Here is a 25,722-nt window from a genome sequence, read left to right on the forward strand (position 1 = left end):
CCAACTCTTCATGGAAGGCGGCCGCGGCTTTTCACCAACCCGCCCCAGCGTCTGAACCAGACGCCGCCCCTTTCGTTGGCGGAAATCCCTGGAAACCGCAACTCCGCAATGGGTGAGTGCTCAAGCCTCAGAACTAAGGTCAGAACCGAGAAGGGGGGCTTGGGCATGGGCGGCGCCCAACGGCCCAGCAGCATCGAAGTAACGCCTAAGCCAGCGTGCATCTGCCGAGTTAGGACGCTACTCCGGGCCTGCGGGATCGAAATGTCCGCCAGGTCAGGCTGTGCGGGCAACCGACATGTCAGGCCGCGCCGTCCCAGGCCGGTGCCAGGCCATCCGGGCTGACGATGCGGCCGTCCGGCCGGGCAAGCTTGTGGATGCGCATCATCTCGTCCGCCGTCAGCGCAAAGTCGAAGACCGCGAGATTTTCGGCAAGCCGTGCCTCCGTCGCCGTCTTGGTGAGCGCCACCACGTCCGGCTGCTGGATCAGCCAGCGCAGCGCAACCTGCGCAGCCGACTTGCCATGCTTCTCACCGATCTCCTTCAGCAACGGATCGTTCGGCACCTTGCCGCCGGCCATGGCATAGTAGGCGGTAAGCGCCATGCCATAGGTGGCCGTGGCTTCAAGCACCTTCGTCTGGTCGAGGAAGGGATGATACTCGACCTGGTTGGTGGCGAGCGGCGCGGAACTGAGGCGCACAGCCTCGGTCATCAGCGCGGTGTTGAAGTTGCTGACGCCGATATGCTTGGTCAGGCCGCGTTCGCGCACGGCGTTGAGTTCGGCGATCTGCACCTCCAGCGGCACGACCTCGTTCGGCCAGTGCAGGAGGAGAAGATCGACATGGTCGGTCTTCAGCTTGCGCAGGCTTTCCTTGACGGAGGCAGCGAAGGCGCCCTTGGCATAGTTCGCGACCCAGACCTTGGTGGTGAGAAAGATGTTTTCGCGCGCGATGCCGGATTGCTGGATCGCCTCGCCGACGGCCGCCTCGTTCTCGTAGATCTGGGCGGTATCGGCATGGGTGAAGCCGCTTTGCAGCGCCTTCGGCAGGATGGAGAGGACTTCGTTTTCCGGCATGCGGAAGGTGCCGAAGCCGAGCTGGGGGATGCGGGCGCCATTGGCATTGACGGTTTTCATGGGTTTCTCCTTGTGAGGTTGGTGACCCGCCGGAACTGAAGGGGGAGCGCCCCGGGCGGGGTAATGGGCTTCAGGCGGGCTGACAGGCGGCATCCGGCTGGCTGCGTTCGCGCCGGTCGAGCGCGCCGCTCAGAAGGGTCAGAGCGAGCGCGGCGGCGACGAGGATGGCGCCGATCCACGGTGTGGCGCCAAGGCCGAGCGGCGAGTCGACTACCAGCCCGCCGATCCACGCGCCGGCGGCGATGCCGAGGTTGAAGGCGGCGATGTTGAGCGCCGAGGCGACGTCGATGGCGGCCGGGCGGTGGCGCTTGGCCATGTTGACGACATAAAGCTGCAGGCCTGGCACATTGGCGAAGGACAGGAAGCCGAGGGCGGCGAGCGTCACCAGCGCGAAGACCGGCACCGGCGCGGTGAAGGTGAGGATGACAAGCACGGCGGCCTGCAAGGCGAAGAGCACGACGAGCGCCTTCACAGGGTCGCGGTCGGCCACCTTGCCGCCGACGATGTTGCCGAAGGCGATGGCCGCGCCATAGAGCACCAGCACGAGGCTGACGGTGCCCTCGGAAAGACCGGTGATTTCCTGCAGCAGCGGCGAGAGGAAGGTGAAGGTCACGAAGGTGCCGCCATAGCCGAGCGCCGTCATGGCGAAGACGATGAGCAGGCGGCCCGAGCCGAGCACGCGCACCTGTTCCATCAGGCCCGCCGGCTTTTCGCGCTTGAGGTTTGCCGGCAGCAGCAGGGCGATGGCGGCGAAGGCGACGAGGCCGAGGGCGGCCACGGCCCAGAAGGTGGCGCGCCAGCCGAACGTCTGGCCGATGAAGGTGCCGAGCGGCACGCCGGTGACGATGGCAACGGTCAGGCCCATGAACATCATGGCGATGGCCGAGGCCCGGCGGTCCGGTGCCACAAGATCGGCCGCGATGGTGGCGCCGACGGAGAAGAAGACGCCGTGGGCGAAGGCCGAAAGCACGCGGCCGACAAGCAGCATTTCATAGCTTGGCGAAAGCGCTGCAATCGCATTGCCGGCGATGAAGAGGGCCATGAGACCGAGCAGCAGCGGCTTGCGGCCGAGCTTTCCGGTGAGCGCGGTGAGCAACGGCGCGCCGAAGGTGACGCCAAGCGCATAGACAGAAACGATGAGGCCGGCGAGCGGCAGGGTGATGTTGAGGTCGGTGGCGACGGTCGGCAGCAGGCCGACGATCACGAATTCCGTAGTGCCGATCGCGTAGGCCGCGACGGTAAGGGCAAAGAGGGCAAGTGGCATGGCGGGTCCCCGCGCCCGGCTCTAGACCGGATCCTTTTGGGTTGAAGTTTGTTCGGGGCGGAATATGGGGCACGGCCACTTGCGCGTTAATCCGCGGAAGTGGATAAGCATATGTGAATTGAATTCACGGGTGAGGAATGGACAACCGCGCAGGCGAAATGGAAGTCTTCGTGCTGGCGGCGGAACTGAAGAGCTTTTCGGCCGCCGGCCGCAAGCTACGTCTGTCGCCTTCCGCCGTCAGCAAGCTCGTCACCCGCATCGAGGACCGGCTCGGCGCACGGCTTCTCGTGCGCACCACGCGCCGGCTGGAGCTGACGCCGGAAGGCGAGGTCTATCTGGGGCGGGCGCGGCGCATCCTCTCCGACATTGCCGAAACCGAGCGCATCGTGGCCGAGGGCGCGCGGATCGTGCCGCGCGGGCCGCTGCGGGTAAATGCCTCGGTCGGCTTCGGCGAGCGCTATATCCTGCCGCTCGTGCCGGCCTTTCTGGCACTTTATCCGGAGATCGAACTGGACTTGACGCTCACCGACGGCGTCATCGACGTGATCGGCGAACGCACCGATGTCGCCATCCGATCGGGCCCCTTGCGGGATTCCTCGCTGAAAGCGCGAAAACTGCTGGAAAGCCGCAAGGTCGTCATCGCTGCGCCGGCCTATCTCGAACGACACGGCACGCCAAAACATCCAGCGGAGCTATCCAGCCACAATTGCCTGCGCTTCAATTTCCGCCGTAGCATGGACGATTGGCCGTTTCTCCTCGAGGACGGCCAGACCGTCTCAGCCTACGACGTTACAGGCAACATGCTGGTCTCCAGCGGCGCGATCCTGCGCCAGCTCTGTCTCGACGGCCTCGGCCTCGGCCGCATCGGACGTTTCCATGTCGAGCCGGACATTGTCGCCGGAGCGCTGGTGCCGGTGCTGGAGGACTTTAATCCTGGCGACACTGAAGTCATCCACGCCGTCTTCGCCGGGCACGAGCATCTTGCCGCACGGATCCGGGCGTTCATCGACTTTCTGGTGGAGAAGATTTGAGAACTGGCGCTAGATAAAACACTGCTCGATGCAGTCAGTCCTCAGCGTTGTGGCTTACGAACATGTCGGCGAAGCGCGCAGCAAAGCTCTGGGTGGCCGAGCGGGCGCGGTCGCTGACATAAATGCCGACGACGGCATCCTCCAGACGCGGCAGCGACTTGTCGAGGCCGATCTGGCAGACCTTGTCGGACAGGACCCTCTTCGCCAGGACGCTGACACCAAAGCCGTTGGCGATCGCGGATTCGATGCAGGACTGGCTCGGGCTCGAATAGACGAGATCGAAGTTGCGTCCTTCCCGCTGCAGCGCACCAAGCATGCTGCGGCGGTAAACGCAGCCCTCCGGGAAGCTGACGATGCGCAGCGGATCATCAAGCGCAGCCTCGGGACTGCTGCCCACCCAAGTCAGCGGCTCACGCCAGGTCATGAATGCCGACTCCGCCGGCCCGTCCGCCGTCATCGCGACCACGATGTCGAACTGGCCTTCGCGCAATCCCTTCAGCAGGACGTAGGAGAGGTCGCAGACAACCTCGAAGGTGAAGCCTGCCTGTTCGAAAGTCAGGCCGGCCATGAGCTTGGGCATGAAATGATCCGCGTAGTCGCTGGGGATGCCCAGCCGCAGCTTGCCGCGCGTGTCGCGCCGGGAAATCCGCAGCATCATCTCGTCGTTCAGAAGCAGCATGCGCCGGGCGTAAGTCGCCACGATCTCCCCTTCCTCGGTGAGATAGACGCCGCCGGCTTCCTTGATGTCACGGCTGAAAAGCTGAACGCCGAGCAGGTCCTGAAGCCGCCTTATCTGGGAACTGATCGTGGGTTGCGTCCGACCGAGACGCTCGCCGGCGCGGGTGTAGCCGCGCACGTCGATGATGGTGACGAAAGTTCGCAAGAGATCGGTCGGAATACTCCGCATTGAAAGAACCTCGTTGTATCGTGACTGCAGACAGTTGCGATGGGCGGCCTCCATTCGGCCGCCGCCGGGTTTTAGGCGAACTCGTGGCGCCGGCAAAGCGGTACCGCGTCCTAGCGCGCGGCCTCCGTGAGCACGCATCCTGGAACGTCGAAGGCGCCCAACCTTTTGGGTGGGCGCCTTCGGCTTCGCATCAGGCCGGGATGATGTTGTGTTCTGGTCCAAACGGGAACTTGGTGATGTTCTCGTTGCTGCCATCCTCCTTGAGCACCAGAATGTCGTGCTCGCGGTATCCGCCGGCCCCTGGTCTTCCTTCCGGGATGGAGACCATGGGCTCCATCGAAACGACCATGTTGGGTTGCAGGATGGTGTTGACGTCCTCCCGCAGCTCCACGCCCCCTTCGCGGCCGTAATAGTGGCACATGACGCCGAAGGAATGGCCGTAGCCGAACGACCTGTACTTCAGCAGGCCGTGCTCGCGATACATCTCGTTCAGCTCGGCGGCGACGTCCCCGCAGCGCGCACCCGGCTTCAGCAGCTCAAGGCCGCGGCGGTGGACCTGGCAGTTGATCTCCCAGATCCGCAGATGCTCGTCGGAGGCGTGGTCCAGGAACATGGTGCGCTCGAGCGCCGTGTAGTAGCCGGCGATCATCGGGAAGCAGTTCATCGACAGGATGTCGCCCTTCTGCAGCCGACGACTGGTCACCGGGTTGTGCGCGCCGTCCGTATTGACGCCGGACTGGAACCAGACCCAGCTGTCCATTAGCTCCGCGTGCGGATAGACCTGCGCGATGTGACGGACCATCGCCTGTGTTCCGGCAAGCGCGAGATCGTATTCGGGCACGCCTTCGGCGATCAGCGCCTTGATGGCCGCGCCGCCGACGTCCGCCGTGCGGGCGCCCTCGGTGATGATGGCGATCTCCTCCGGCGATTTGATCGTGCGCATCCACATGACCGGCTGTCCGATGTCGCGGAACTCCACGTCCGGAAACGCCTCTTGCAGAAGCGCGCGGGTTTCCAGCGTGACATGGTCGAACTCGATTCCGACCCGCTTCATGCCTTTCAACTGGCGCTGGAGCGCATGAAAATAGTTGTCCTTGCGCCAGTCCGTGTAGGTGATGTTGTCGCCAAAGGTCCGGCGCCAGGGCTGGCCGGCGTCCACGCCGGCGGAAATGCTGGTCGCCTTGCTATCCGTCACGATCAGGGCGTAGCGGCGGGCAAAGGAGCAATAGATGAAGTCGGCGAAATAATTGATGTTGTGGTGGGACGTCAGCAGCGCCGCATCCAGTTTCAGATCGGCCAGAATTCGACGCAGGCCGTCCTGTCGACGCTTCATCTCAGCTTCGCTGAAGGTGGGGACGACCTTCTCCCCATTGTGCATTTCCTGGAGCCGGGGCAGATCGTCCGACTGTATGCCTGTATTCATTCTCGGTGTCTCCTAAGCGAGATGCTCCCAGTGCGAGAGGTCGCTCAGCTTAGGAACTGCCGAGAAGGCGGTGAAATAGAAAAAGGACATGCCTTGATAGAATTCATTCGCGGCTCTTACCGGCTCCGCAGGTGACAGCACACGCCTTCCTTCCGGAAGCCTTCCTTCTGGTCATAGATCCCGTGTTCGAGAACAAGTGGCGCAAAACCAGGGCGTCTGGATGATGCTCCCATCGCGAAGTACTGCTCGGGTGCTATCATCCTCAGCTAGGAGTCTGCATGAGGCGATGTGGCCGCGCCTTAGATACGGGCGCGGCCGATCTTCACTTGAAGTGACGCACGCGCCCCAGCAAGCCAGGCGACACCGTCAATAGGCACGCTCGTATGCGGCGCAGATCTCCGCCTGGGACTTGTCGGCCAAAAAGGCGATCTCGCCTTCCTTGTGCTTCACGTATACGTCGGCAAACCCCTCTGGAAACCAGCCGCAAACCGTCGAGTTCTCCCTGAAGCGCTGGAGGGCCGCTTCCAGCGTCTGCGGCAGGCGGACATAACCGCGGGCGGCCAGAGCTTCGGTGCTCAGCAACGAGAGATCTTCCTGGGTCGCCTCGGGCACCTCCAAGCCTTCCTCGATTCCTTGTACGCCGGCATGAACGATCGCGGCGAGCGCCAGATGCGGATTTGCCGCACCATCGGCGGCACGGAATTCGAAATTGAACTGGGAGGCGCGGGCGATGTCGCTGATGTCGGAGACCGGGCAGATACGCACCGAGGCTTCCCGGTCACGAAAGCCGAGATTGTTGAATGCAGCGCTCCAGCGATGCGGGGTCAGGCGCAGGTAGGAAACCACGCTCGGCGCGGTAATGGCGACGATCGAGTCGAGATATTTCAGGATGCCCGCGACGAATTTGCCCGCAACGTCGGAAAGCTCGTGCTTGCCGTTCGGATCGTAGGTAACGGGATTGCCTGTCGAATCCAGCATGCTCATGTGCACATGGACGCCGTTGCCCACGCCGGCTGGATCGCGGATTGGCGTGAAGGTCGGATCATACCCGAGTTCGCGCGCAACCAGGCCGACGAGCTCCCGCGTAATCAGGGAGTGGTCCGCGATGGTGACGCCCATCTGCGGCCCCATCGTCACCTCGAATTGGCCGGCGCCGAACTCCTTCAGGATCGTATCCGGCGTCACGCCGGCCTCACGCATCGCGGCGATGATCGCTTCGCAGAAATGGCGCTCCTCCTGGAAGCCGCCGAGCGTGAAAGCCTTGCCGACCTCCGAGACAAGATGCTTGATCTGGAATTCATGCTCGAAGGCGCCGTAAAGCGTGACGCCCGCCACCTTTTGCAAACGTTCGAGCGCCGCTTCGAGGATCGAGCGCGTGCAGAACTCCCAGGGGCGCCCGTCCGTATAGCGGATATTGCCGAGGACGAAATTCTCGTTCGGCGCCCCCTCCTCGCTTTCGATGCTGACGCTGGTTGCCGGATCGGGAATGAGCACGAGGTCGCCGAGCGAGCCGAAGGGGCTTTCGGCGAGGGCGTCGAAGCAGGTGATCTGCACATTGGTCGGCGTCCAGCCGACGCCGCGCTTCAGACGCTTTTCCATCTGCGACAGCGGAAAGGCCTTGCCGCGCACCTTCCCCGAGAGATCGCCGCAGCAGGCAACCATCATTTCTTCACGTTTCATCTGCGTCCCCATTGATCTGGTTCTGGTCATATCCCGGCAGCGAGAAACGGATGCCGTCCCAATCGCCGATGCGCTTCTGCGTTGCCTCCCAATCGGCTTCGGAGACGCGCACAATCAGCGCCTCGACGAGAACAATTGCGGCCGCGACCGTGTCCCAGGCCGTGCCTGCATCGATCGGCAGCGCGATGATGTGGTCGGCGCTGCGTGCGGCGGGAGAAATCCATTTGTCGGTAACAACGACGATGGTCGCGCCTTGCTTTTCCGCGATCGCCTCGGCAAGGCGCGAGAGGCTGGGCTGGTACCGCCGGAAGTCGAACAGCACGACCACGTCCTTCTTGCGCATGCGCAGCACATACTCCGGCCAGAACTCCGGATTGTCGGCCATATGGTAGATGCCGCTGCGGATCTGCCGCAGATGGATCGACAGGAAGGAGGCGACATTGTCGCTGATGCGGCCGCCAAGCAAATAGACATTGCGCGAGGAATCCGCGAGGAGAGCGGCAAGAATATCGAACTGCGCCAGCGAGACGGTCGCTGTCATTTCCTGCAGAACGGAAGAAACCCGCGCGATGTATTCCGGCAGAAACTCCGATTGACCAACCGGCTTCTGGGTGGACTTCAGGTCGAGCGGCGAACGCTGCCCCTCCTTCAGCTCGGCAATCAAGTGGCGTTGCAAATCATGGAAGCCACCGCAGCCGATCTTGCTGACGAAACGGGTAATGGAGGGCGCGCTGACGCCGGTCTTTGCTGCCAGCTCCTGGATGCTTTCAAGGCCGGTGAAAGGATAGTCCGCGAGGATCGCGTTTGCGATCTTCCGCTCGCTGGCAGTCAGCTGCGCGGCGGCCTCGCGAATTCTCGTGCGGACCGTCGTCGATGATTTTCCATCGCTCATTGGCGTTCGTTCCCTTGTTGGGGCGGATATTTGCGCCATGAAAAAATTTAGTCAAACGGAAAAAATAAGATTGACTATGATTGAAAAATTTCTTTGACTGTCCGTCATCGAAGCCCGTGCTTCCGGCCCTGCCGGACCGTTTGACGGATTTGTTTGCATGCTCAGGTTTACTGATCGCGACACGACCAGAGTGCTGAGTGCAGGCGACCCCGATCCCGTGGTGCGGATCAACGCCGGCGGCGCCTCGACTATCTTTCTCACCTGCGAACATGCGGGTCGCAGCGTGCCTCTGGCACTCGGCGACCTCGGCATCGCCCCGGAGGAGATGGATCGGCATATCGCCTACGACGTCGGCGCCGAGGGTGTTGCCCGCGGCCTTGCCGAGCGCCTCGATGCCGCACTCATTCTCCAGCGCTACAGCCGCCTTGTCGTAGACTGCAACCGCCCCTTCGAAGCGACGGACTGCGTCGTCCTGCAAAGCGATGGCACGACAATCCCGGCCAACGCGGATATCTCCGACACGGAACGCCGCGCCCGCTACGTGGAAATCCACCAGCCGCTGCACGAGGCCATCGCCACGGCGCTGGACCAGCGGCAGGCGGCTGGCAAGCCATCCTTCCTTGTCTCGGTGCACAGTTTCACGCCGGTCATGCGCGCGACCGGCGCTGTGCGCGATTTCGAACTCGGCCTTCTCTATAACCGCGATGCCCGTCTGGCCGAGCGGTTGGCGGAGGCGTTTCGCGCGGCCAATCCGGACGTCACGGTGAAACTCAACGCGCCGTATCACGTCGACGATATCTCGGACTACACGATCCCGGTGCATGGCGAGCGGCGCGGCATTCCGCACGTGCTTCTCGAAATACGCAACGATCTCATCAACGACGCCCGCGGGCAACAGGAATGGGCCGAGCGCCTCGCCATGCCTCTGCGCCTTGCGGCCGAAAACCTCGAAGGAACCCCTGATGGCCGCTGACCATCTGACCACGCGGAACGTGCCGCTCGACCCGGCCGCCTCCGCCATCCTCTTCATCGACGTGCAGAACTTTTCCGTGCGCCGCGAGGGCGGTGAGTTCAAGGACGTCTCCGATGCCGAGATCGAAGGCAAGTACGGTTATTATTTCAAGCGCATCCACGAGGTGGCGATCCCCAATATGCAACGCCTGCTCGACGGTTTTCGCAAGGCGGGCATCGAGGTGCTGCACACGACGATCGAGAGCCTGACCAAGGATGGCCGCGACCGCAGCCTCGACTACAAGATCACCGGATTCAACGTGCCGAAGGGATCGTGGGACGGCAAGGTCATCGACGAACTGGAGCCGCTGGAAGACGAGATCGTTTTCCCGAAAAGCTCCTCCAGCGTCTTCATCTCCACCCATATCGACTATGTCCTGCGCAATCTCGGCGTGAAGCAGATCGTGCTGTGCGGCCTCCTGACCGATCAATGCGTGGAATCGGCCATACGCGACGCCTGCGATCTCAACTATCTCGTGACGCTCGTGCCGGATGCCTGCGGCACCTACTCGCAGGAGCGGCACGATTTTTCGCTCAACGCCATCAAGGGCTATTGCCGCCAGATCTCGACCGATGATCTCCTGAAGGAAATCGGGCAGTAAGACTGCCGGGAAGGATCGGCGAAACGCAACAAGGAGCATTCGAAAGCGGGACGTACAACAAAACAAAAGGCCGGCCCGCTCCATTCACTGCCACAAGGCATCATAAGGGGAACGACAATGACAACGAGAACTTCCAAACTGCTTCTGGCGGCGAGCCTGGCGCTTGCCTCTTCCGCTGCCCTTGCCGACGACGACAAGATCGTGATCGGTGGCGCGCTGTCGATGACGGGCATCCAGGCCCCGCTCGACACCCCCGGCTATAACGGCGCCCAGGTGGCGGTGAAATATCTCAACGACAATGGCGGTGTGCTCGGCAAGCAGATCGAGTTCATCAATATGGACGGCAAGTCCGACCCTGTGACAGTCGGCAACGTCGCCGTCGAGCTGATAGACAAGGGTGCTCAGGTCATCGTCGCGCCGTGCGACTTCGACTTCGGTTCGCCGGCAAGCCGCGAAGCGCAGTCGGCTGGCCTCGTCGGCATCTCGACCTGCGCCTCCGACCCGCTCTATTCGTCCTGGTCGCTCGGCGACAAGCAGTTCACGCTCTCCATGTGGAATACCACGATGGGCGCGACGGCAGCCGATTTCGCGGTCAAGGAGAAGGGCTGGAAGACGGCCTATGTCGTAACCGACCAGTTCATCGCCTATACCAAGTCGCTCTCGAAATATTTCGTCGAGCAGTTCAAGGCCGATGGCGGCGAGATCCTGCTGGAAGACACCTATACCAACGGCGACAACAACTTTTCCGCGCAGCTCGCGCGTCTCCAGGCGCTCGGCAAGAAGCCAGACGTGATCTTCGTTTCGTCCTACGGCACGGATATCGGCGTGATCATCCGTGCGCTGCGGGAAGTCGGCTATGATGCGCCGGTCCTCGGCGGCGACGCCTATGACGACCCGGCCATGCACGAGTCGCTCGGCGAAAAGTTCGGCAACAACGTCTTTTTCGTCACCCACACCTGGATGGGCCCGGAAGCGCATCCGGACATGCCGAAATTCATCGAGCTCTATACGCAGATGCACGGCAGTGCGCCGGATACGTCCTTCGTCTCGACCGGCTGGGACACGATCATGATGATCGCCGACGCAATCAAGGCGGCTGGCACGACGGAAGGCGGCGCGCTCGCCAAGGCGCTGGAAGACGGCCAGTACAAGCTTCTGACCGGCGACCTCGACTACGGCACCGCGGAAGAAGGCCATGTGCCGAACAAGGCCGCGGCCATTATCGAGCTGAAGGGTGGCAAGCCGAGCTTCGTCGGCTGGCGCAAGCCGGAATCCCTGCCCAAGCCCTGATCCGCATTCCCGGGCCGGTTTCAAAGCCGGCCCTCCCAATTTCGGAAAAGCCATGTCTGAAACGCGTCTCGCGGTAAACGACGTGTCGGTGGAATTCACCGGCCTCCGCGCCCTCGACCATGTGTCGCTCTCCGTCCTCACCGGCGAGGTCGTCGGCCTGATCGGGCCGAACGGCTCCGGCAAGACGACGCTCATCAACGCCATTACCGGCCAGGTGAAGCTGGCGACCGGCACGATCCTTGCCGGCGACACCACTCTGTCCGGTCTCTCGCCGCGCGAGATCGCCCTTGCCGGCGTCAGCCGCTCATTTCAGATCGTCCGTCTCTTCAACACGATGACGGTATTGGAGAATGTCGAGGCCGCAGCACTTGCCAAGGGCGCCTCCCGCGCTGTCGCGGCCGAGCGCGCAGCAGGCCTTCTTGCCGAGCTCAACCTTTCGGCGAAGGCGGACGAGCTGGGCGAAAGCCTCAGCTACGGCGACAAGCGCCGGGTCGAGATCGCCCGGGCGCTCGCCGCCGAGCCGCGTTTCCTGCTCCTCGACGAGCCGGCCGCCGGTATGAACGACGCCGAGTCCGAGACCCTGCTGCACACGCTTTCCGAACTGCCGAAGACGCGCGGTCTCGGCCTGCTCATCATCGACCACGACATGAGCCTCATCATGCGCCTCTGCCACCGGCTGCATGTCCTTGCCTCCGGCCGCACCATTGCCGAGGGCGATGCCGCCCATGTCCGCAGCCATCCGTCCGTCATCGAGGCCTATCTCGGCAAGGGGGCGGTCCATGCTTGACGTCACCGATCTGTCCGTCAGCTACGGCACGATCCGCGCCGTACGCGGCATCAGCTTCACCGTCGGCAAGGGCGAGCTGGTCAGCCTGCTCGGTGCAAACGGTGCCGGCAAATCCTCGACCATCAAATGCATCGCCGGCGCGCTGAAGGCGGCGGGCGGTTCGATTGCGCTCGAAGGCAAGGACATCACCGCTGCCAATCCCGAACAGGTTATCCGCGCGGGCCTTGCCACCGTGCCGGAAACCCGCGACGTGTTTTCTGACCTAACGGTCGCCGAGAACCTCATGCTCGGCGCCTACATCCACCGCCGCGACCAGGCCGGAAACCGGCAGAACCTCGAAAAGCTGCACACGCTCTTTCCGCGGCTTGCCGAACGCTCCGGCCAGGCGGCAGGAACGCTTTCCGGCGGCGAGCAGCAGATGCTCGTCATCGCCCGGGCACTGATGGCGCGGCCAAGCGTGCTGCTCCTCGACGAGCCCTCGCTCGGCCTCGCGCCCGCCATCGTCGAGCGCATTTTCGAGATGATCGCGACGCTGAAAGAATCGGGCCTCACCATCCTGCTCGTCGAGCAGAACGTGAACCAGGCGCTCTCCGTTGCCGACCGCGCCTATGTCATGCGGCTCGGCGCCATCGTCGCATCCGGCACGGCGGACGAGATCCGCTCCGGCAGCGATCTCAGCGCGCATTATCTGGGAGGCTGATCCCCATGGCTTTCGCGATCCAGTTCGTCATCGACGTCTTGAGCCTTGGCGGGGCCTATGCCCTCATGGCGCTCGGCCTCGTCATCATCTACGGCATCCTGCGCCTCGTGAACTTTGCCTATGGCGAACTCATCATGGTTGCCGGCTATACGATGTATCTTTCAAGCGGCTCGGGCCTGCCCTGGCTCGTCATGGCCGCGCTTGCGGTCGCCATGGCGGTGCTGTTTGGCATTCTCACCGACTACGCAGCCTTCCGTCCGGTGCGGGCAAAATCGGTGACGGCGGTGCTGATCACCTCCTTTGCCTTCTCGAACCTGTTGCAGAACGCGGCGCTGCTCTTCATCTCGCCGCGTCCGCGCAACGTGCCGCTGCCGGAAATCTTCTCGCAGACCGTCTCGATCGGCGGGGCGATCACGCCGGTGCGCAACCTCATCACCATCGCCGCCTCCATCGTGCTGCTTGCCGCCGTCGCCTTCCTCATGCGCAAGACGACGCTCGGCATCGCCATGCGCGCCGCTGCGACGAACTTCACCATGGCCCGCATGCTCGGCGTGCCGGCAAACCTCATCATCTCCTCGGCCTTCGCACTGTCCGGCTTCCTTGCCGGCGTTGTCGGCATCCTCTGGATCGGTCGCATCGGCACGGTCGTGCCGGGCGTCGGGCTGGAGCCGCTGCTCGTCGCCTTCATCGCCACCGTCATCGGCGGCATGCGGAGCCTTCCCGGCGCCGTCGTCGGCGGCTTCCTGCTGGCGCTGATCGATACGACGCTCAACTACACCCTGTCGCAGGATCTCCTGAAATTCCGCGACGCCTTCACCTTCAGCCTCGTCATCCTGATCCTGCTCTGGCGCCCCCAGGGCCTTATCAAGGGCCCGGCGAGCGGCCAGCGGACCTGAAGGAGCGGACCTCATGAAACATTCCTATCTCACTGCGCTCATTCTGATTGCCGTCATCGCCGTCATTGCGGTCGGCAGCCAGGTCCTCGGCATCCGTCTCTACGACCGTATCGCCACCAATCTCCTGATCTCGTTGGTGCTCGTCGTCGGCCTCCAGACCTTCATGGGCAATTCGGGCCTGCTTTCCTTCGCCCATATCGGCTTCATGGGTCTCGGCGCCTATACGTCCGCCGTGCTGACCATCCCGGCCCAGATGAAGGGCATGGCGCTGCCCGATCTCTACGAGTTCATGAAGGCCGTGGAGGTTTCGCCGCTTCTCGCCATGTTCGCAGCCGGTCTGGTGGCCGCGGTCGTGGCGGCGGTCGTCGCCTATCCGCTGATGCGGCTTTCCGATGCCGCGGCCGTCATCACCTCCTTCGCGCTGCTCGTCGTCCTCTACACCGTGATGAACAACTGGAGCGCCTTCACCAACGGCCCGCGCACCCTCTTCGGCCTGCCGAAGACCACGGACATGCCGATCGCCGCCATCGTCGCGGCCGTCGTAGTGGTCGTGGCGCTGTTCTTCAAGGAATCGCGCACCGGCAAGCTGCTCCGCGCGTCCCGTGAGGACGAGGTCGCCGCAGCCGCGCTCGGCGCCGACATACCGCACCTGCGCTGGCGAGCCTTCATCCTCGCCGCCTTCATCGCCGGCATCGGCGGGGCGCTGTGGGGTCACTTCATCACTTCCTTCGCACCGAAGGCCTTCTACCTGAAGGAAACCTTCCTCATCATCACCATGCTGGTGATCGGCGGAGCTAATACGGTGACGGGAGCCGTCGCCGGCGCAATCCTCGTCACCTTCGCCTATGAAGGCCTGCGCGGCACCGAAGGCGCACTGAACGCCACCGCGGTGGGCGCCGGCCAGGTCGTTGGTCTCACCGAGATCGTGCTGGCGCTCGCCATGATCGCCGTGATGATCGTCAAGCCGGGCGGTCTCTTCCCGAACCGCGAGATCGGCCACATTCTCACCCGCACCCGCCGCGAGAAGGAGATTGCTACCTCATGAGCTGGAAAACCGCCTATCGTTCCTTTTACTATGCCAACGCTGAGGCGCCGGACGACATCGTGCTCGATCCGGAGACGACGGCGCTTCTCGTCATCGATATCCAGAACACCTATCTCGACCCGAAGGATACGCCCGAGGAAACCGCCCGCTGGCAGCCTTTCTACGATCGGATGCGCAAGACGGTGATCCCGAACACGGCCCGCCTCATCGAGGAATGCCGCAAGCGCAAGGTAGAGGTCATCTTCGCCCGCATCGCCTGCCTGAAACCCGATGGTCGCGACCGCTCGCTCAGCCAGAAGAAGCCGGGCTTCAACTACCTGCTCTTGCCGCAGGACCTGCCCGAAGGCCAGATCGTGCCGGAACTCGAGCCGCGTTCCAACGAAATCGTTATCAGCAAGACGACCGACAGCGCGCTGACGGGCACGAACCTGCGCCTCGTGCTGCATAATATGGGCATCAAGAACGTCATCTGCTGCGGCATCTTCACCGACCAGTGCGTCTCCTCCACCGTGCGCAGCCTCGCCGACGAAAGTTTCGGCGTCGTGGTGGTCGACGACTGCGGCGCGGCGGCGACGGATGAGCTGCACCGGCGGGAACTGGAGATCATGAACATGATCTACTGCCACGTCGTCCAGCTCGACGAGGTTCTGGCCTTCTTCAAATAGGTGAGGGTAGCTGCATGTCCGGTCTCTACGCACGCGAAAGCCGATCCGTCTCGAAAATGGCGCATCTGCGGTTCTTCCCGCAGGCGATCGTTGGCGGCAGTGGCGCGTATGTAACCGGCGACGACGGCCGGCAGCTTCTCGATTTCGCCGCGTCCTGGGGCGCGGCGAGCCTGGGTCACTCACACCCTGCCCTCCGCGAGGCCGTTAACCGCGCGCTCTCCGATCAGGCGGGAGCAAGCTACCTTTCCGCCGCAAACGAACCCTGCGTCCTGCTCGCCGAAAAGCTGCTGTCGCTTGTGCCGGAGCGCGCCCGCGGCCGTGTCTGGTTCGGCCATTCCGGCTCGGATGCCAACGAAACCGTCGCTCGCATGGTGGTTGCCGCCACCGGCCGGCCGCGCATTCTCGCCTTCGACGGCGCCTATCATGGCGGCACCGTCGGCTCCATGGCCGTCTCCGGCCATCCGGCGCAGCAAGGCACGCGGGCAAAGGGTCTGACGCTCGTGCCCTATCCGAACAGCTATGCCGCCGGCAGTCCCGAGGCGGCAAAGGACGCGGCCCTCGCCCATCTCGAACGGCTTTTCGCGACCGAGGTGCCGCCGGAAGAGGTCGCCGCCTTTTTCATCGAGCCGATCCAGTCGGACGGAGGCATGCTGGTGCCGCCCGACGGCTTCTTCCGGGCGATCGAGGCGCTTTGCCGCCGCCACGGCATCCTCCTCGTCTCGGACGAGGTGAAGGTCGGCCTCGGTCGCAGCGGCCGGTTCAACGCCTTCGAACATGCCGGCATCGAGCCGGATATCGTCGTGTTCGGCAAGGGCCTGGGCGGCGGCCTGCCGATTTCCGCCGTGGTCGGCCCCGAAGCGATCCTCAATCACGCAGTGGCGTTCTCCCTGCAGACCGTGCATGGCAATCCGGTCTGCGCCGCGGCGGCGCTCGCCGTTTTGGAGACGATCGAGCGCGACCATCTCATCGAGAATGCCGAACGAACCGGGCGCGCACTGCGGGAAGCGCTTCACGGTCTTGCCGCGCGTCATGCTCTGATCGGCGATGTCCGTGGCCACGGCCTTGCGCTCGGCGTCGAGCTTGTGACGGATCGCACCACCCGCGAACCGGCTGCGCGGCAAACGGCACTTACGGTCCTCCGCGCCTTTCAGCTCGGCCTCGTTCTCTATTATGTCGGTGTGCGTTCCAATGTGCTGGAGTTCACCCCGCCCCTGACGCTCACGCAAGGGCAGGCGCTTGAAGGCGCCGCCATTCTCGACCAGGCACTCGCCGATGTCGTTGCGGGGCGGGTCGACGAAAGCTTACTGGTCGATTTTGCGGGCTGGTAGACCTGACTTCATCCTACGATCGCGACACGCCGATCGGCCTGGCAAAAACGGAAAAATAACTGACGGCGGGTTGCCACGGCCTCTACCGGCCGGTGCGCTTGGCACCAGCGTCAAACGCTTTGTGGCGCGAAGGGGACCTGCATGAAGCTCGACGCCATCGACTTGCGCATCCTGGAGTCCATCCAGGAAAACGGGCGGATCACCAAGTTGGCGCTGGCCGAAAAGGCGGGCCTTTCACCCACGCCCTGCTGGCTGCGCCTGCGCAGGCTGGAGAAGGCGGGCATCGTCACCGGCTACCATGCCCGCCTCGCGGTGCGGCGCGTCGCGCCAGTCGCCAGCGTGATGATGGAGGTGACGCTCGCCAATCATCGCCAGTCCGATTTCGAACGCTTCGAGCGCGTCGTTGCGGCAACGCCGGAAATCGTCGCCTGCTGGTCGGTCGGCGGCGGGGTTGATTACATCCTGAAGATCATGGCGGCTAACATCGACGCCTATCAGCGCCTCGTCGACAGCCTGCTCGATCGCGAACTCGGCATCGACCGCTATTTCACCTACATCGTCACCAAGACGGTGAAGGAGGAGACCGTGCTGCCACTCACGACCCTGCTTCCCGCCTCCGAATAGAGAGATTGTCTATCTCAGCCTCCACCATTGGCCAAAGTCTCTACCCTTGGCCCCGGCAATAGACAATCTGTCGCCCCGCCTCTGGCACACTCCTCCCACAAATCCAGAGGAGGCCGCCATGACCGCCGCATTCGCCCGCACGCCCTTTCACGACGCGCTTGCCCGCCTCGGCGATCCGCATCTGTTGCGGGAGCTCTCCTATGTCGGTGGACGCTGGGTTGCCGGCAGCGACGGCGACAGCTTCAAGGTCACGGATCCCGCGTCGGCCATCCCCCTCGCCTGGGTCGCCTCCCTCGATGGCGAGCAGACATCCGAGGCGGTTGCCGCCGCGGCCAAGGCATTCCCCGTGTGGCGGGACATGCTGCCGCAGGAACGCACCGCCATATTGCGCAACTGGCATGGACTTATGCTTGAAGCCCGCGAGGACCTTGCGTTGCTGATGACACTGGAGCAGGGCAAACCGCTTTCGGAATCTCGTGGCGAGATCGACTACGCTGCCTCCTTCATCGAGTGGTATGCCGAGGAAGGAAAACGCCTCAACGCCGAAGGCGTCACGAGCCACTTGGCCGGTGCAGAGATGATCGTCCGCCGCGAGGCACTTGGCGTCGTCGGCATCGTAACGCCATGGAACTTCCCGTCCGCCATGATCACCCGAAAAGCAGCGGCCGCCCTTGCCGCCGGCTGCACCGTCGTCGCACATCCCTCCAGCGAGACCCCGCTTTCCGCGCTCGCGCTTGCCGAACTCGGCGAACGGGCAGGTCTGCCTGCCGGCGTCTTCAATGTGGTTACCGGGGATGCGGTGACGATCGTTGGCCGCCTGAACGCAGACACCCGCGTGCGGGCCATAAGTTTTACCGGCTCCACCGAGATCGGCAAGCTGATCGCCGGCCAATGCGCGCCGACCATGAAGCGACTCGTGATGGAACTCGGCGGCCATGCGCCGCTAATCATCTTTGCCGATGCCAATATCGAAAAGGCTGTCGACATCGCCATCAACGCCAAGTTCGCGACCTCCGGCCAGGATTGCCTCGCCGCCAACCGCATCTATGTCGAGCGTCCCGCCCTTGCGGCCTTCACCAAGGCATTTAAGCGCCGGATCGAAGCCCTGAAGGTTGGCCCCGGGCTGGAGGCCGGCGTCGAGATCGGTCCGCTGATGCATGAGCGCGCGATCGCCAAGGTGGAAGAGCAGGTAGCAGATGCGCTGAGGCATGGCGCAAAACTCCTAACGGGCGGAAAGCGTCACACGGCCGGTCTGCTGTTTTATGAACCGACTTTGCTCACGGACGTTTCCGACGACGCGCTGATCATGCGCGAGGAGACCTTCGGCCCGGTTGCCGCCGTGACTGCCTTCGACAGCGAAGCGGAAGTGATCGCGCGCGCCAATAACAGCGAATACGGCCTCGCCGCCTATGTCGTCACCGAAAATGGTGCCCGCCAGATGCGCCTTGGCCGGGCTCTGGAATACGCCATGGTGGCAATCAACCGCGTGAAAATCACCGGCAGCCCGATCCCCTTCGGCGGCTGGAAACAATCCGGCCTTGGCCGCGAAGGCTCGCGCCACGGCACGGAGGCCTTCACCGAACTCAAATATCTCTGCATCGACACGGCCGCCTGACCGCGGCGCCGAACCCAACTGAAAGGAAAGACCATGCTCGACAGACGCAACGAACTGACCGCCTGGGACCGCGACCACTTCTTCCATCCCTCCACGCATATGGGCATGCATGCCCGGGGCGAGACGCCGACGCGTGTCATCGGCGGCGGTGAAGGCGTCTACATCACCGACACTAACGGCAAAACCAGCCTCGACGCCTTTGCCGGCCTCTACTGCGTCAATGTCGGCTACGGCCGCCAGAAGATCGCCGATGCGATCGCCGAACAGGCGAAGAACCTCGCCTACTACCACGCCTATGTCGGCCACGGCACCGAAGCTTCGATAACGCTTTCCAAGATGATTATCGATCGCGCGCCGGAAGGCATGAGTCGTGTCTATTTCGGCCTCTCGGGTTCCGATGCCAACGAGACCAACATCAAGCTCATCTGGTATTACAACAATATCCTCGGCCGGCCGGAGAAGAAGAAGATCATCTCGCGCTGGCGAGGCTACCACGGTTCGGGCGTCATGACCGGCTCGCTGACCGGCCTCCACCTCTTCCACAACGCCTTCGACCTGCCGCGGGCGCCGATTCTCCACACGGAAGCCCCCTATTTCTTCCGCCGTCCGGACCGCTTGATGGACGAGGAGCAGTTCTCGCAGTATTGCGCCGACAAGCTGGAGGAGATGATCCTTGCCGAAGGACCGGAGACGGTCGCGGCCTTCATCGGTGAGCCGATCCTCGGCACCGGCGGTATCGTGCCGCCGCCGAAGGGTTACTGGCAGAAGATCCAGGCAGTGCTCGACAAGTACGACGTCCTGCTTGTTGCTGACGAGGTCGTTACCGGCTTCGGTCGCCTGGGCACGATGTTCGGCTCGGACCATTACGGCATGAAGCCGGCGCTGATCACCATCGCCAAGGGCCTCACCTCAGCCTATGCGCCGCTTTCCGGCACGATCGTCGCTGACAAGGTCTGGGACGTTCTGGTCAATGGCTCAGACGAACTCGGCGCCATCGGCCATGGCTGGACCTATTCCTCCCACCCGATCTGCGCCGCTGCGGGCGTCGCCAATCTCGAGCTCATCGACGAACTCGGTCTCGTGGAGAATGCCGGCTCCACCGGCGCCTATTTCCGCGCCGAGCTCGCCAAGGCCGTCGGCGACCATAGGAATGTCGGCGAGGTACGCGGCGACGGCATGATGGCCGCGGTCGAATTCGTCGAGGACAAGGACGACCGCGTCTTCTTCGATCCTTCGAAGAAGATCGGTCCGCAGATCGCAACCGCGCTGGTCGAACGCGGCGTCATCGGCCGCGCCATGCCGCAGGGCGACATCCTCGGCTTTGCGCCGCCGCTGTGCCTGACCAGGGACGAGGCCGATATCGTCGTGAAGGCGACAGCCGACGCGGTGAAGTCCGTTCTCGGCTGATCCTGCTTGAATTGGCAGAGGCAGCGGCTACTGCTGCCTCACCCCGCCGCCTCGGCAGCTGAAAGGTGGAAACTGTTTCGCTGCCGGCAACTGCTTCCGCAGCGCCGACCGGAAAAACCGATCGAGCGCCAGCGGGACCAAATCTCCGGAGACGAAGGCCCCCAGGACGCTTGGTTCATTCGCTTCCGGCCTGAACCGGATTTGGTTTTCTCTTCTCGATTGCATGCTTCAGAAGTGCTGCGGAACGGAAGATGCCGTGGGCGAACTTGCCGTAAGGGAGGGTGAGGAAAAGCCCCATCACGAATCCCAGGTGGATCGCCAGAAGGAATGGCATCCATGTGGACTCGCGCCATGCGAGCAGTGCCAGTCCGGTGAGGCTGATGAAGAAGAGGAGCGCGATAAAGCCGCGATCCATGGTCTTCTGCCTTTCGTCTATCTGCATGTCGTTGCGGCGCATGCTCAGCCAAAAGAGACCTGCCGGGCCGATGATGAGGCCCATGCCGCCAGCGGTGCCGAGCAACACCGGCAGGCTGAAGACTGGATACGGAGCTTCCACGCCCCACAAATAGTGATAGAGCGTCGCCACCGACGTGGACGCGAAGCAGAGCATGAACCCGTAGAACGTAAGGTGATGGAAACGCCGGCGCCACAGCGTGAATGCGTCGTCCTCGTTGTTGCACCCGTCACCGTGGCCGCCCCCGAGATACTTCAGCGTCAGAGCGGACTTTGCGGCCGCTCCAATGGCGTCCGGCACAAGCACGGAATGTCCGGGTTCCGAGACCTGCCGCCAGAAGCGGCTAACGCCGACTGCGAGCGCGATGGCCGACCAGCCGAAGGCTGCGCCAAACGTGACGGCGAGAACGTTGTGGGGGAAGATCGCATAGAAGTCGGCCTCCAGTCCGTCGATGAAGAGGCTGCCTTGGCTCAAGATCGTTGCAATGAGGAACAACGCCACGCCGAGACTGACTGCCATTGCGACGGCAAGACCATTTTGGCGGTACAATTCTCCGAAAGCCCTCGGAAAAGCGTATTCCATATAGGTGTCGCGACGCACGCGCGACAGCGTCTTGGGCAGGTTCACCCCGAACTCGTGCGGAGGCGCATACTGACACGCATAGAGGCATGCGGAGCAATTGTGACACAGGTTGGCCATGTAATGCGCGTCGGCCACATTGAAGTCGAGCCTTCGCGTCATTGCGGAGAAGACGGCGCAGAAGCTTTCGCAGTATCGGCAGGCGTTGCAGATGTGCAGGATGCGGTCGACCTCGGCGACGTTGGCATCGAGTTCCCGTTCGGCCTTGCCGGCAAGGTCCATCAGATTGTCGATGACGGCCATTTCTACTGTCTCCTGATCTGTTGTTCGCCGCGAGCCGCTGCGGCCGCCGCTTGCGTTCCGGCGATCCGGCCGAAGGCCGTGCCGATACTCATGCCGACGCCAGCGGTGTAGCCCTTGCCGAGCACGTTGCCCGCCATCATTTCACCGGCGACGAAGAGGTTCGGGCTGGGACGATCGGCGAACCGCACCGCAGCCGTTTCGTCGACCTTCAGGGACAGGTAAGTGAACGTGATCCCGGGACGAAGCGCATAGGCGTAGAATGGCGGCTTATCGATCCGCTGCGCCCAGTGCGTCTTTGGCGGAGACACGCCGTCGGTTCTGCAGTCATCGAGGGTCGTATGGTCAAAGGTTCCGGGCTGACACGCCGCGTTGTACGCGTTGACCGTCTGCATGAAAGTGCCGACGGGCAGGCCGAGCTTTTCCGCCAGTTCGGGAAGGCTCTCCGCCGTGATGCCTGGAAAGACTGGCGGCATGAAGCGCCCGATTACTTTCCTGTCGATGATCGAATAGCCTATCTGGCCGGGCTGCTGTGCAACAAGGCGACCCCAGATGGCATAGCGCTTTGGCCAGAAGTCCTCGCCTTCATCGTAGAAGCGTTCACCTTCCCGATTGACGACGACGCCGAGGGAGACGCAATCGATGCGCGTGCAGATACCTCCGTCATAGAGCGGAGCGCGCGCGTCAATCGCCACGCAATGTCCCTGCGAGGGATCGCCGATGATGTCGGCGCCCGCTTCCATCATGTACTTCAGCAGCACCCCTTGGTTAAACCGGGTGCCACGGATAAGGAAGTTGTCGGCCGGCCACTCGCCTCTGTCGTTGCGTCCCCAGGCTGCGCGCAGCCATTCCCGGTTGGATTCGAATCCTCCCGCTGCCAGAACCGCTGTCTTGGCGGTGATCTTTTCGCCGGCTTCCGTAATCGCCCCGACAAACCTGTCGCCATCGAGGATGAGCTCGGCGACCGGTGTGTCGTACCGCACCTTGACGCCGAGAGCTTCCGCGCTGCGGTAGTACGCGTTGACCAGCGCCTTGCCCCCACCCATGAAGAACGCGTTGGTGCGGGCAACGTGCAGCGCTCCCGAGAGCGGCGGCTGAAACCTCACGCCATGCTTGCGCATCCAGTCGCGACAGGTCGACGAGGCTCGGATTGCAAGACGCGCGAGGTGCTCGTTCGTCTCGCCGCCCGTAACCTTGAGCAGGTCCTGCCAGAATTCTTCCTCGGGATAGGCGTCGACAAGCACGTCCTGCGGTGCATCATGCATGCATCTCAGGTTCCTGGTGTGCTGGGAGTTGCCCCCTCGCCACTCCTTCGGCGATGCCTCGAGCATCAGGACGGAAGCACCCGCCTCCCTTGCCATGAGAGCCGCGCACAAGGCCGCGTTTCCGCCTCCAATGACCAACACATCGACCAAGACCGCAACTCCCCCAGAGGTAACTTGTCACACCTCTAGAAAAGTCCCGCTGCCGCGACCATCAGGCTCAGATGAAGGAGGCTTCACTCTTCGTGAAGAGTTGCACCGAACCACTTGCCCCCGCGAACGAGACGGCCCACCACTTTTCGCAGTTGAGCACGCAGGGCAAGCGCTGCAGGCGATAGCTCGTGGTCCGGGAGACTCGCCAGGAGATTGGTGCGGTAGGCACCGGAATCCGCAATGGCGCGAACTGCCAGTCCCTTCATGGTGGTGCGTGTCAAGGCCGCGCCGGGTTGGATCGTATAGCCCAACCCTGCGGCGACTGCGTCCATGATGACGGCAAGGGAATCGATCTCCATCACGATATTCGGACTTGTCTTCGCCGTTGCGAAAGATCGGTCCAGGCTGGCCCGCAGGCCGTGCCCCCGGCTCGGGAGGATGAGGGGCAAAGATGCGACCTCCGCAAGCCGCACCGCGCTTAGTTCCTGAGGAGAAGTATTGCCCTCCAGCGTTTCCGGAGGGCAACCGATCAGGAACAGGCTTTCTTCAAGCAGGGGAATGGCTTCACTTCCTGCGAAGCTGACTGATTCGGAATTGAACAGGATCGCCAGGTCGATCTGGCGTGCCTTCAGCATGTTCTCAAGGTGCCCGGACATCCCTTCCACGAGTTGCAGACGGATGGCAGGATAGCGGCGCGCCATGGCCTCAATGAGGGGCAGCGCCAGAACCGAAGAGGTGGTTGGGGCGAGGCCCAGTGATACAACACCGGACAGGCGGGCCCCCTGCGCAGAGGCGACCGCCGCGTCCAGATGCCTGAGGGCGAGCGTGGCGTGCCCGCAGAACACGGCGCCTGCCTCGGTCGGCGTCACGCCTGACGCCCCGCGAACCAGAAGGCGCGTCGACAGCTCGCTTTCAAGGCGGCTGATCTGCTGGCTGAGCGCCGACGTCGCCATTCCAAGCTGAGCGGCGGCCTTGCCGAGGCTTCCACACTCGACCGCCGTCAGCAGATACTTGAGCTGCCGCAACTCCATGCCTACTCCCTTGAACTTCGATGGCAGGACCGGCCACGGACAACCTGTGCAATCTTGACCTTATGCGAGGCTCGCGAACAGGCCGCGAAGCAAACCAACATGTCGGCACCGTCAATACAATCACCAGATCGCCTTTTCGATCAGCCCCATCGCAACGACCGTAAGAACGACAAGAAAGATGCGGTCGAATGTTTTCTTTGGCAGCCTGGGGCTCAGCCAGCCGCCAAGCGGCATGAAGATCGCCACGGGGATCAGGGCAAGGGCACCTTCCACGAGAAAGCTGGGCTTGATGAGACCCGCAACAAGAAAGGTGACAAACTGGAAGATCGAAAAGATCAGGAACACGGTCGAAATCGTAAAAACGATAGCCGTTCGGCTCATGCGGGTCGATTGCAGGAAGGGCACGATGACGGCGGCACAAAGCCCGGTTGAGCCTTGTGCAAAACCACCGAGGAAGCCGGCAAGAGGCGCGAACCGACCCGCGGTTTTGTTTGCGAAGGCAAACTGCGGACTAAAGAGCCGCAGGCCGATGTACAGAAACAGCATCAGGCCAAGGCCAAGATTGAGCCTGTTCGGGTCCATGACATTGAGGATCCACGTGCCGGCACTCAGGCCGACAGCGCCGGTCAGGAGCCCCGGCCAGAGAAATTCGGCCTCACGCCATGCATCACGCGTCTGAACAGACTGATGAAGGTTCGTGATCAGGATCGGAAGCATCAGCACGCTGATTGCGTGTGGGAGCCCCAAGAAGTAGCTAAGCACCGGGAGAGCCACGACAGGTAGCCCCAGCCCGGTGATCCCCTTCAGAAAGGCCCCGATTGCGATTGCTACGAAGACCATCGCCGTCGATACGGGTTCCATGACTTCTACTGCTGCCTATAAAATCGTACTCAGTGCTTCCCGCGAACAGCCCACCTGGTCATCCTCCGCTCGATCAGCGCGAAGATGACATAGGTTATGATCCCAAGCGCCGCGATGACGGCAACGCCCGCAAACATCAGCGGAACACGAAACTGGGAGGACGCCTGCATCATCAGGTAGCCGATGCCATCGTTCGAGGCGATGGTCTCGGCGATAACGGTGCCGACAAACGCCAGGGTGATGGAGATCTTGAGCGACGCGAAGAAGTAAGGCATCGCCCGCGGGAGGCCGATCTTCCTGATGAGATCAAGCTTGCTGGCCCCGAGAGACCGCAGCACGTCCTCCACCTCGGGCTCGACCGTCGAAAGACCGGTCGCCACATTCACCGCGATCGGGAAGAAGCACAGGACGAATGCTGTCGCGATGGCCGTGGGCTGGCCGATACCCAGCCACAGGACGATGATGGGCACCAGCGCGACCTTCGGGACGGAATTGAAGCCGATCAGCACCGGATAGAGCCCGGAATAGGCCAGCGGCACCGTACCGATGAGAATGCCCAGCAGCAGCCCGACAACCACACCCAACCCGAAGCCGATCATGGTGTTAGTCATGGTCAGCGCGGCGTGATGCAGGATGATGGGTTGATATTCCGCGAAGGCATGCACGATCGCCGTCGGAGACGGCATGATGAACGACGGTACGTTGAAGAGGAAAACGGCCCCTTCCCACACGAGAAGGAGGACGACGATCACCAGCCAGGGCATGGCGAGATGGAGGACATAA

24 protein-coding genes are annotated in these 25,722 nt (G+C 62.9%); 13 read left to right on the top strand and 11 right to left on the bottom strand.

Features of this window, described 5'->3' with window-relative positions; all coding sequences use genetic code 11:
- Nucleotides 1–298: 298 nt before the first annotated feature.
- Together J2Y48_RS16520 and J2Y48_RS16525 are read right to left on the bottom strand one after the other, a co-directional pair.
- Nucleotides 299–1,132 carry an aldo/keto reductase gene (locus J2Y48_RS16520; RefSeq protein WP_310420151.1) on the bottom strand — a complete coding sequence of 278 codons (834 nt, stop codon included), beginning with the start codon at nt 1,130–1,132 and terminating at the stop codon, nt 299–301.
- A gap of 70 nt (nt 1,133–1,202) precedes the next feature.
- Nucleotides 1,203–2,396 carry an MFS transporter gene (locus tag J2Y48_RS16525; protein WP_310420153.1) on the bottom strand — a complete coding sequence of 398 codons (1,194 nt, stop codon included), beginning with the start codon at nt 2,394–2,396 and terminating at the stop codon, nt 1,203–1,205.
- 137 nt (nt 2,397–2,533) lie between these two features.
- Between J2Y48_RS16525 and J2Y48_RS16530 the strand changes: the two genes are divergently transcribed.
- Nucleotides 2,534–3,427: a LysR family transcriptional regulator gene (locus J2Y48_RS16530; RefSeq protein ID WP_310420155.1), complete on the top strand. Its 894-nt coding sequence runs from the start codon at nt 2,534–2,536 to the stop codon at nt 3,425–3,427.
- 34 nt (nt 3,428–3,461) lie between these two features.
- Here J2Y48_RS16530 and J2Y48_RS16535 read toward each other — a convergent pair whose 3' ends face one another.
- The 4 genes from J2Y48_RS16535 to J2Y48_RS16550 form a co-directional block, all read right to left on the bottom strand.
- A complete protein-coding gene (locus J2Y48_RS16535) occupies nt 3,462–4,334 on the bottom strand; it encodes a LysR family transcriptional regulator (protein WP_310420157.1) in 873 nt (290 codons plus the stop codon).
- Between the two features lie 190 nt (nt 4,335–4,524).
- The gene (locus tag J2Y48_RS16540; protein WP_310420159.1) at nt 4,525–5,757 is read right to left on the bottom strand and encodes a M24 family metallopeptidase; all 1,233 of its coding nucleotides are present in this window, start codon (nt 5,755–5,757) and stop codon (nt 4,525–4,527) included.
- A gap of 366 nt (nt 5,758–6,123) precedes the next feature.
- A complete protein-coding gene (locus tag J2Y48_RS16545) occupies nt 6,124–7,437 on the bottom strand; it encodes a glutamine synthetase family protein (RefSeq protein WP_310420161.1) in 1,314 nt (437 codons plus the stop codon).
- On the bottom strand, nt 7,427–8,329 hold the full coding sequence (locus J2Y48_RS16550) for a MurR/RpiR family transcriptional regulator (RefSeq protein WP_310420163.1): 903 nt from the start codon (nt 8,327–8,329) through the stop codon (nt 7,427–7,429). Before J2Y48_RS16550 ends, J2Y48_RS16545 begins: the two co-directional genes overlap by 11 nt.
- 157 nt (nt 8,330–8,486) lie before the next feature.
- Here J2Y48_RS16550 and J2Y48_RS16555 point away from each other — a divergent pair, with 157 nt between their 5' ends.
- The 12 genes from J2Y48_RS16555 (at nt 8,487) to J2Y48_RS16610 (ending at nt 20,299) form a co-directional block, all read left to right on the top strand.
- A complete protein-coding gene (locus J2Y48_RS16555; protein ID WP_310420165.1) occupies nt 8,487–9,302 on the top strand; it encodes an N-formylglutamate amidohydrolase in 816 nt (271 codons plus the stop codon).
- Nucleotides 9,292–9,942, top strand: coding sequence for an isochorismatase family cysteine hydrolase (locus tag J2Y48_RS16560; protein WP_310420167.1), 651 nt, complete (start codon nt 9,292–9,294; stop codon nt 9,940–9,942). The genes J2Y48_RS16555 and J2Y48_RS16560 overlap by 11 nt, the downstream gene beginning before the upstream one ends.
- Nucleotides 9,943–10,059: 117 nt before the next feature.
- On the top strand, nt 10,060–11,232 hold the full coding sequence (locus J2Y48_RS16565; RefSeq protein WP_310420169.1) for an ABC transporter substrate-binding protein: 1,173 nt from the start codon (nt 10,060–10,062) through the stop codon (nt 11,230–11,232).
- 52 nt (nt 11,233–11,284) lie between these two features.
- Nucleotides 11,285–12,019, top strand: coding sequence for an ABC transporter ATP-binding protein (locus J2Y48_RS16570; protein WP_310420171.1), 735 nt, complete (start codon nt 11,285–11,287; stop codon nt 12,017–12,019).
- Nucleotides 12,012–12,719: an ABC transporter ATP-binding protein gene (locus J2Y48_RS16575; RefSeq protein ID WP_310420173.1), complete on the top strand. Its 708-nt coding sequence runs from the start codon at nt 12,012–12,014 to the stop codon at nt 12,717–12,719. The genes J2Y48_RS16570 and J2Y48_RS16575 overlap by 8 nt, the downstream gene beginning before the upstream one ends.
- 5 nt (nt 12,720–12,724) lie before the next feature.
- The gene (locus tag J2Y48_RS16580; RefSeq protein WP_310420175.1) at nt 12,725–13,615 is read left to right on the top strand and encodes a branched-chain amino acid ABC transporter permease; all 891 of its coding nucleotides are present in this window, start codon (nt 12,725–12,727) and stop codon (nt 13,613–13,615) included.
- A gap of 13 nt (nt 13,616–13,628) precedes the next feature.
- Nucleotides 13,629–14,660 (top strand): branched-chain amino acid ABC transporter permease, encoded by a 1,032-nt coding sequence (locus J2Y48_RS16585; RefSeq protein ID WP_310420177.1) that lies wholly within the window; start codon nt 13,629–13,631, stop codon nt 14,658–14,660.
- Entirely contained in the window at nt 14,657–15,325 is a 669-nt protein-coding gene (locus tag J2Y48_RS16590) for an isochorismatase family cysteine hydrolase (protein WP_310420178.1), read from the top strand. Before J2Y48_RS16585 ends, J2Y48_RS16590 begins: the two co-directional genes overlap by 4 nt.
- A gap of 14 nt (nt 15,326–15,339) precedes the next feature.
- The gene (locus J2Y48_RS16595) at nt 15,340–16,653 is read left to right on the top strand and encodes an aspartate aminotransferase family protein (RefSeq protein WP_310420180.1); all 1,314 of its coding nucleotides are present in this window, start codon (nt 15,340–15,342) and stop codon (nt 16,651–16,653) included.
- A gap of 141 nt (nt 16,654–16,794) precedes the next feature.
- The gene (locus J2Y48_RS16600) at nt 16,795–17,277 is read left to right on the top strand and encodes an Lrp/AsnC family transcriptional regulator (RefSeq protein WP_310420182.1); all 483 of its coding nucleotides are present in this window, start codon (nt 16,795–16,797) and stop codon (nt 17,275–17,277) included.
- Nucleotides 17,278–17,395: 118 nt separating this feature from the next.
- Complete coding sequence (locus J2Y48_RS16605) at nt 17,396–18,892, top strand: NAD-dependent succinate-semialdehyde dehydrogenase (RefSeq protein WP_310420184.1); 1,497 nt, start codon at nt 17,396–17,398, stop codon at nt 18,890–18,892.
- Nucleotides 18,893–18,925: 33 nt separating this feature from the next.
- On the top strand, nt 18,926–20,299 hold the full coding sequence (locus J2Y48_RS16610) for an aspartate aminotransferase family protein (protein WP_310420186.1): 1,374 nt from the start codon (nt 18,926–18,928) through the stop codon (nt 20,297–20,299).
- A 175-nt stretch (nt 20,300–20,474) separates the two neighbouring features.
- On the opposite strand, the gene tcuB is transcribed toward J2Y48_RS16610, so the two are convergent.
- From tcuB to J2Y48_RS16635, 5 genes are all read right to left on the bottom strand, one after another.
- Entirely contained in the window at nt 20,475–21,635 is a 1,161-nt protein-coding gene (tcuB, locus tag J2Y48_RS16615) for a tricarballylate utilization 4Fe-4S protein TcuB (protein WP_310420188.1), read from the bottom strand.
- 2 nt (nt 21,636–21,637) lie between these two features.
- A complete protein-coding gene (gene tcuA, locus J2Y48_RS16620; protein WP_405030240.1) occupies nt 21,638–22,993 on the bottom strand; it encodes an FAD-dependent tricarballylate dehydrogenase TcuA in 1,356 nt (451 codons plus the stop codon).
- A 137-nt stretch (nt 22,994–23,130) separates the two neighbouring features.
- Nucleotides 23,131–24,078: a LysR substrate-binding domain-containing protein gene (locus tag J2Y48_RS16625; RefSeq protein WP_310420191.1), complete on the bottom strand. Its 948-nt coding sequence runs from the start codon at nt 24,076–24,078 to the stop codon at nt 23,131–23,133.
- A gap of 120 nt (nt 24,079–24,198) precedes the next feature.
- Nucleotides 24,199–24,939, bottom strand: a complete 741-nt coding sequence (locus J2Y48_RS16630; protein ID WP_310420193.1) for a sulfite exporter TauE/SafE family protein — start codon at nt 24,937–24,939, stop codon at nt 24,199–24,201.
- 29 nt (nt 24,940–24,968) lie between these two features.
- Nucleotides 24,969–25,703, bottom strand: coding sequence for an ABC transporter permease (locus J2Y48_RS16635; RefSeq protein ID WP_310420195.1), 735 nt, complete (start codon nt 25,701–25,703; stop codon nt 24,969–24,971).
- Nucleotides 25,704–25,722: the final 19 nt, after the last annotated feature.

Origin of the sequence: Mycoplana sp. BE70 (assembly GCF_031455855.1) — a bacterium.
Taxonomy (GTDB): Bacteria; Pseudomonadota; Alphaproteobacteria; order Rhizobiales; family Rhizobiaceae; genus Mycoplana.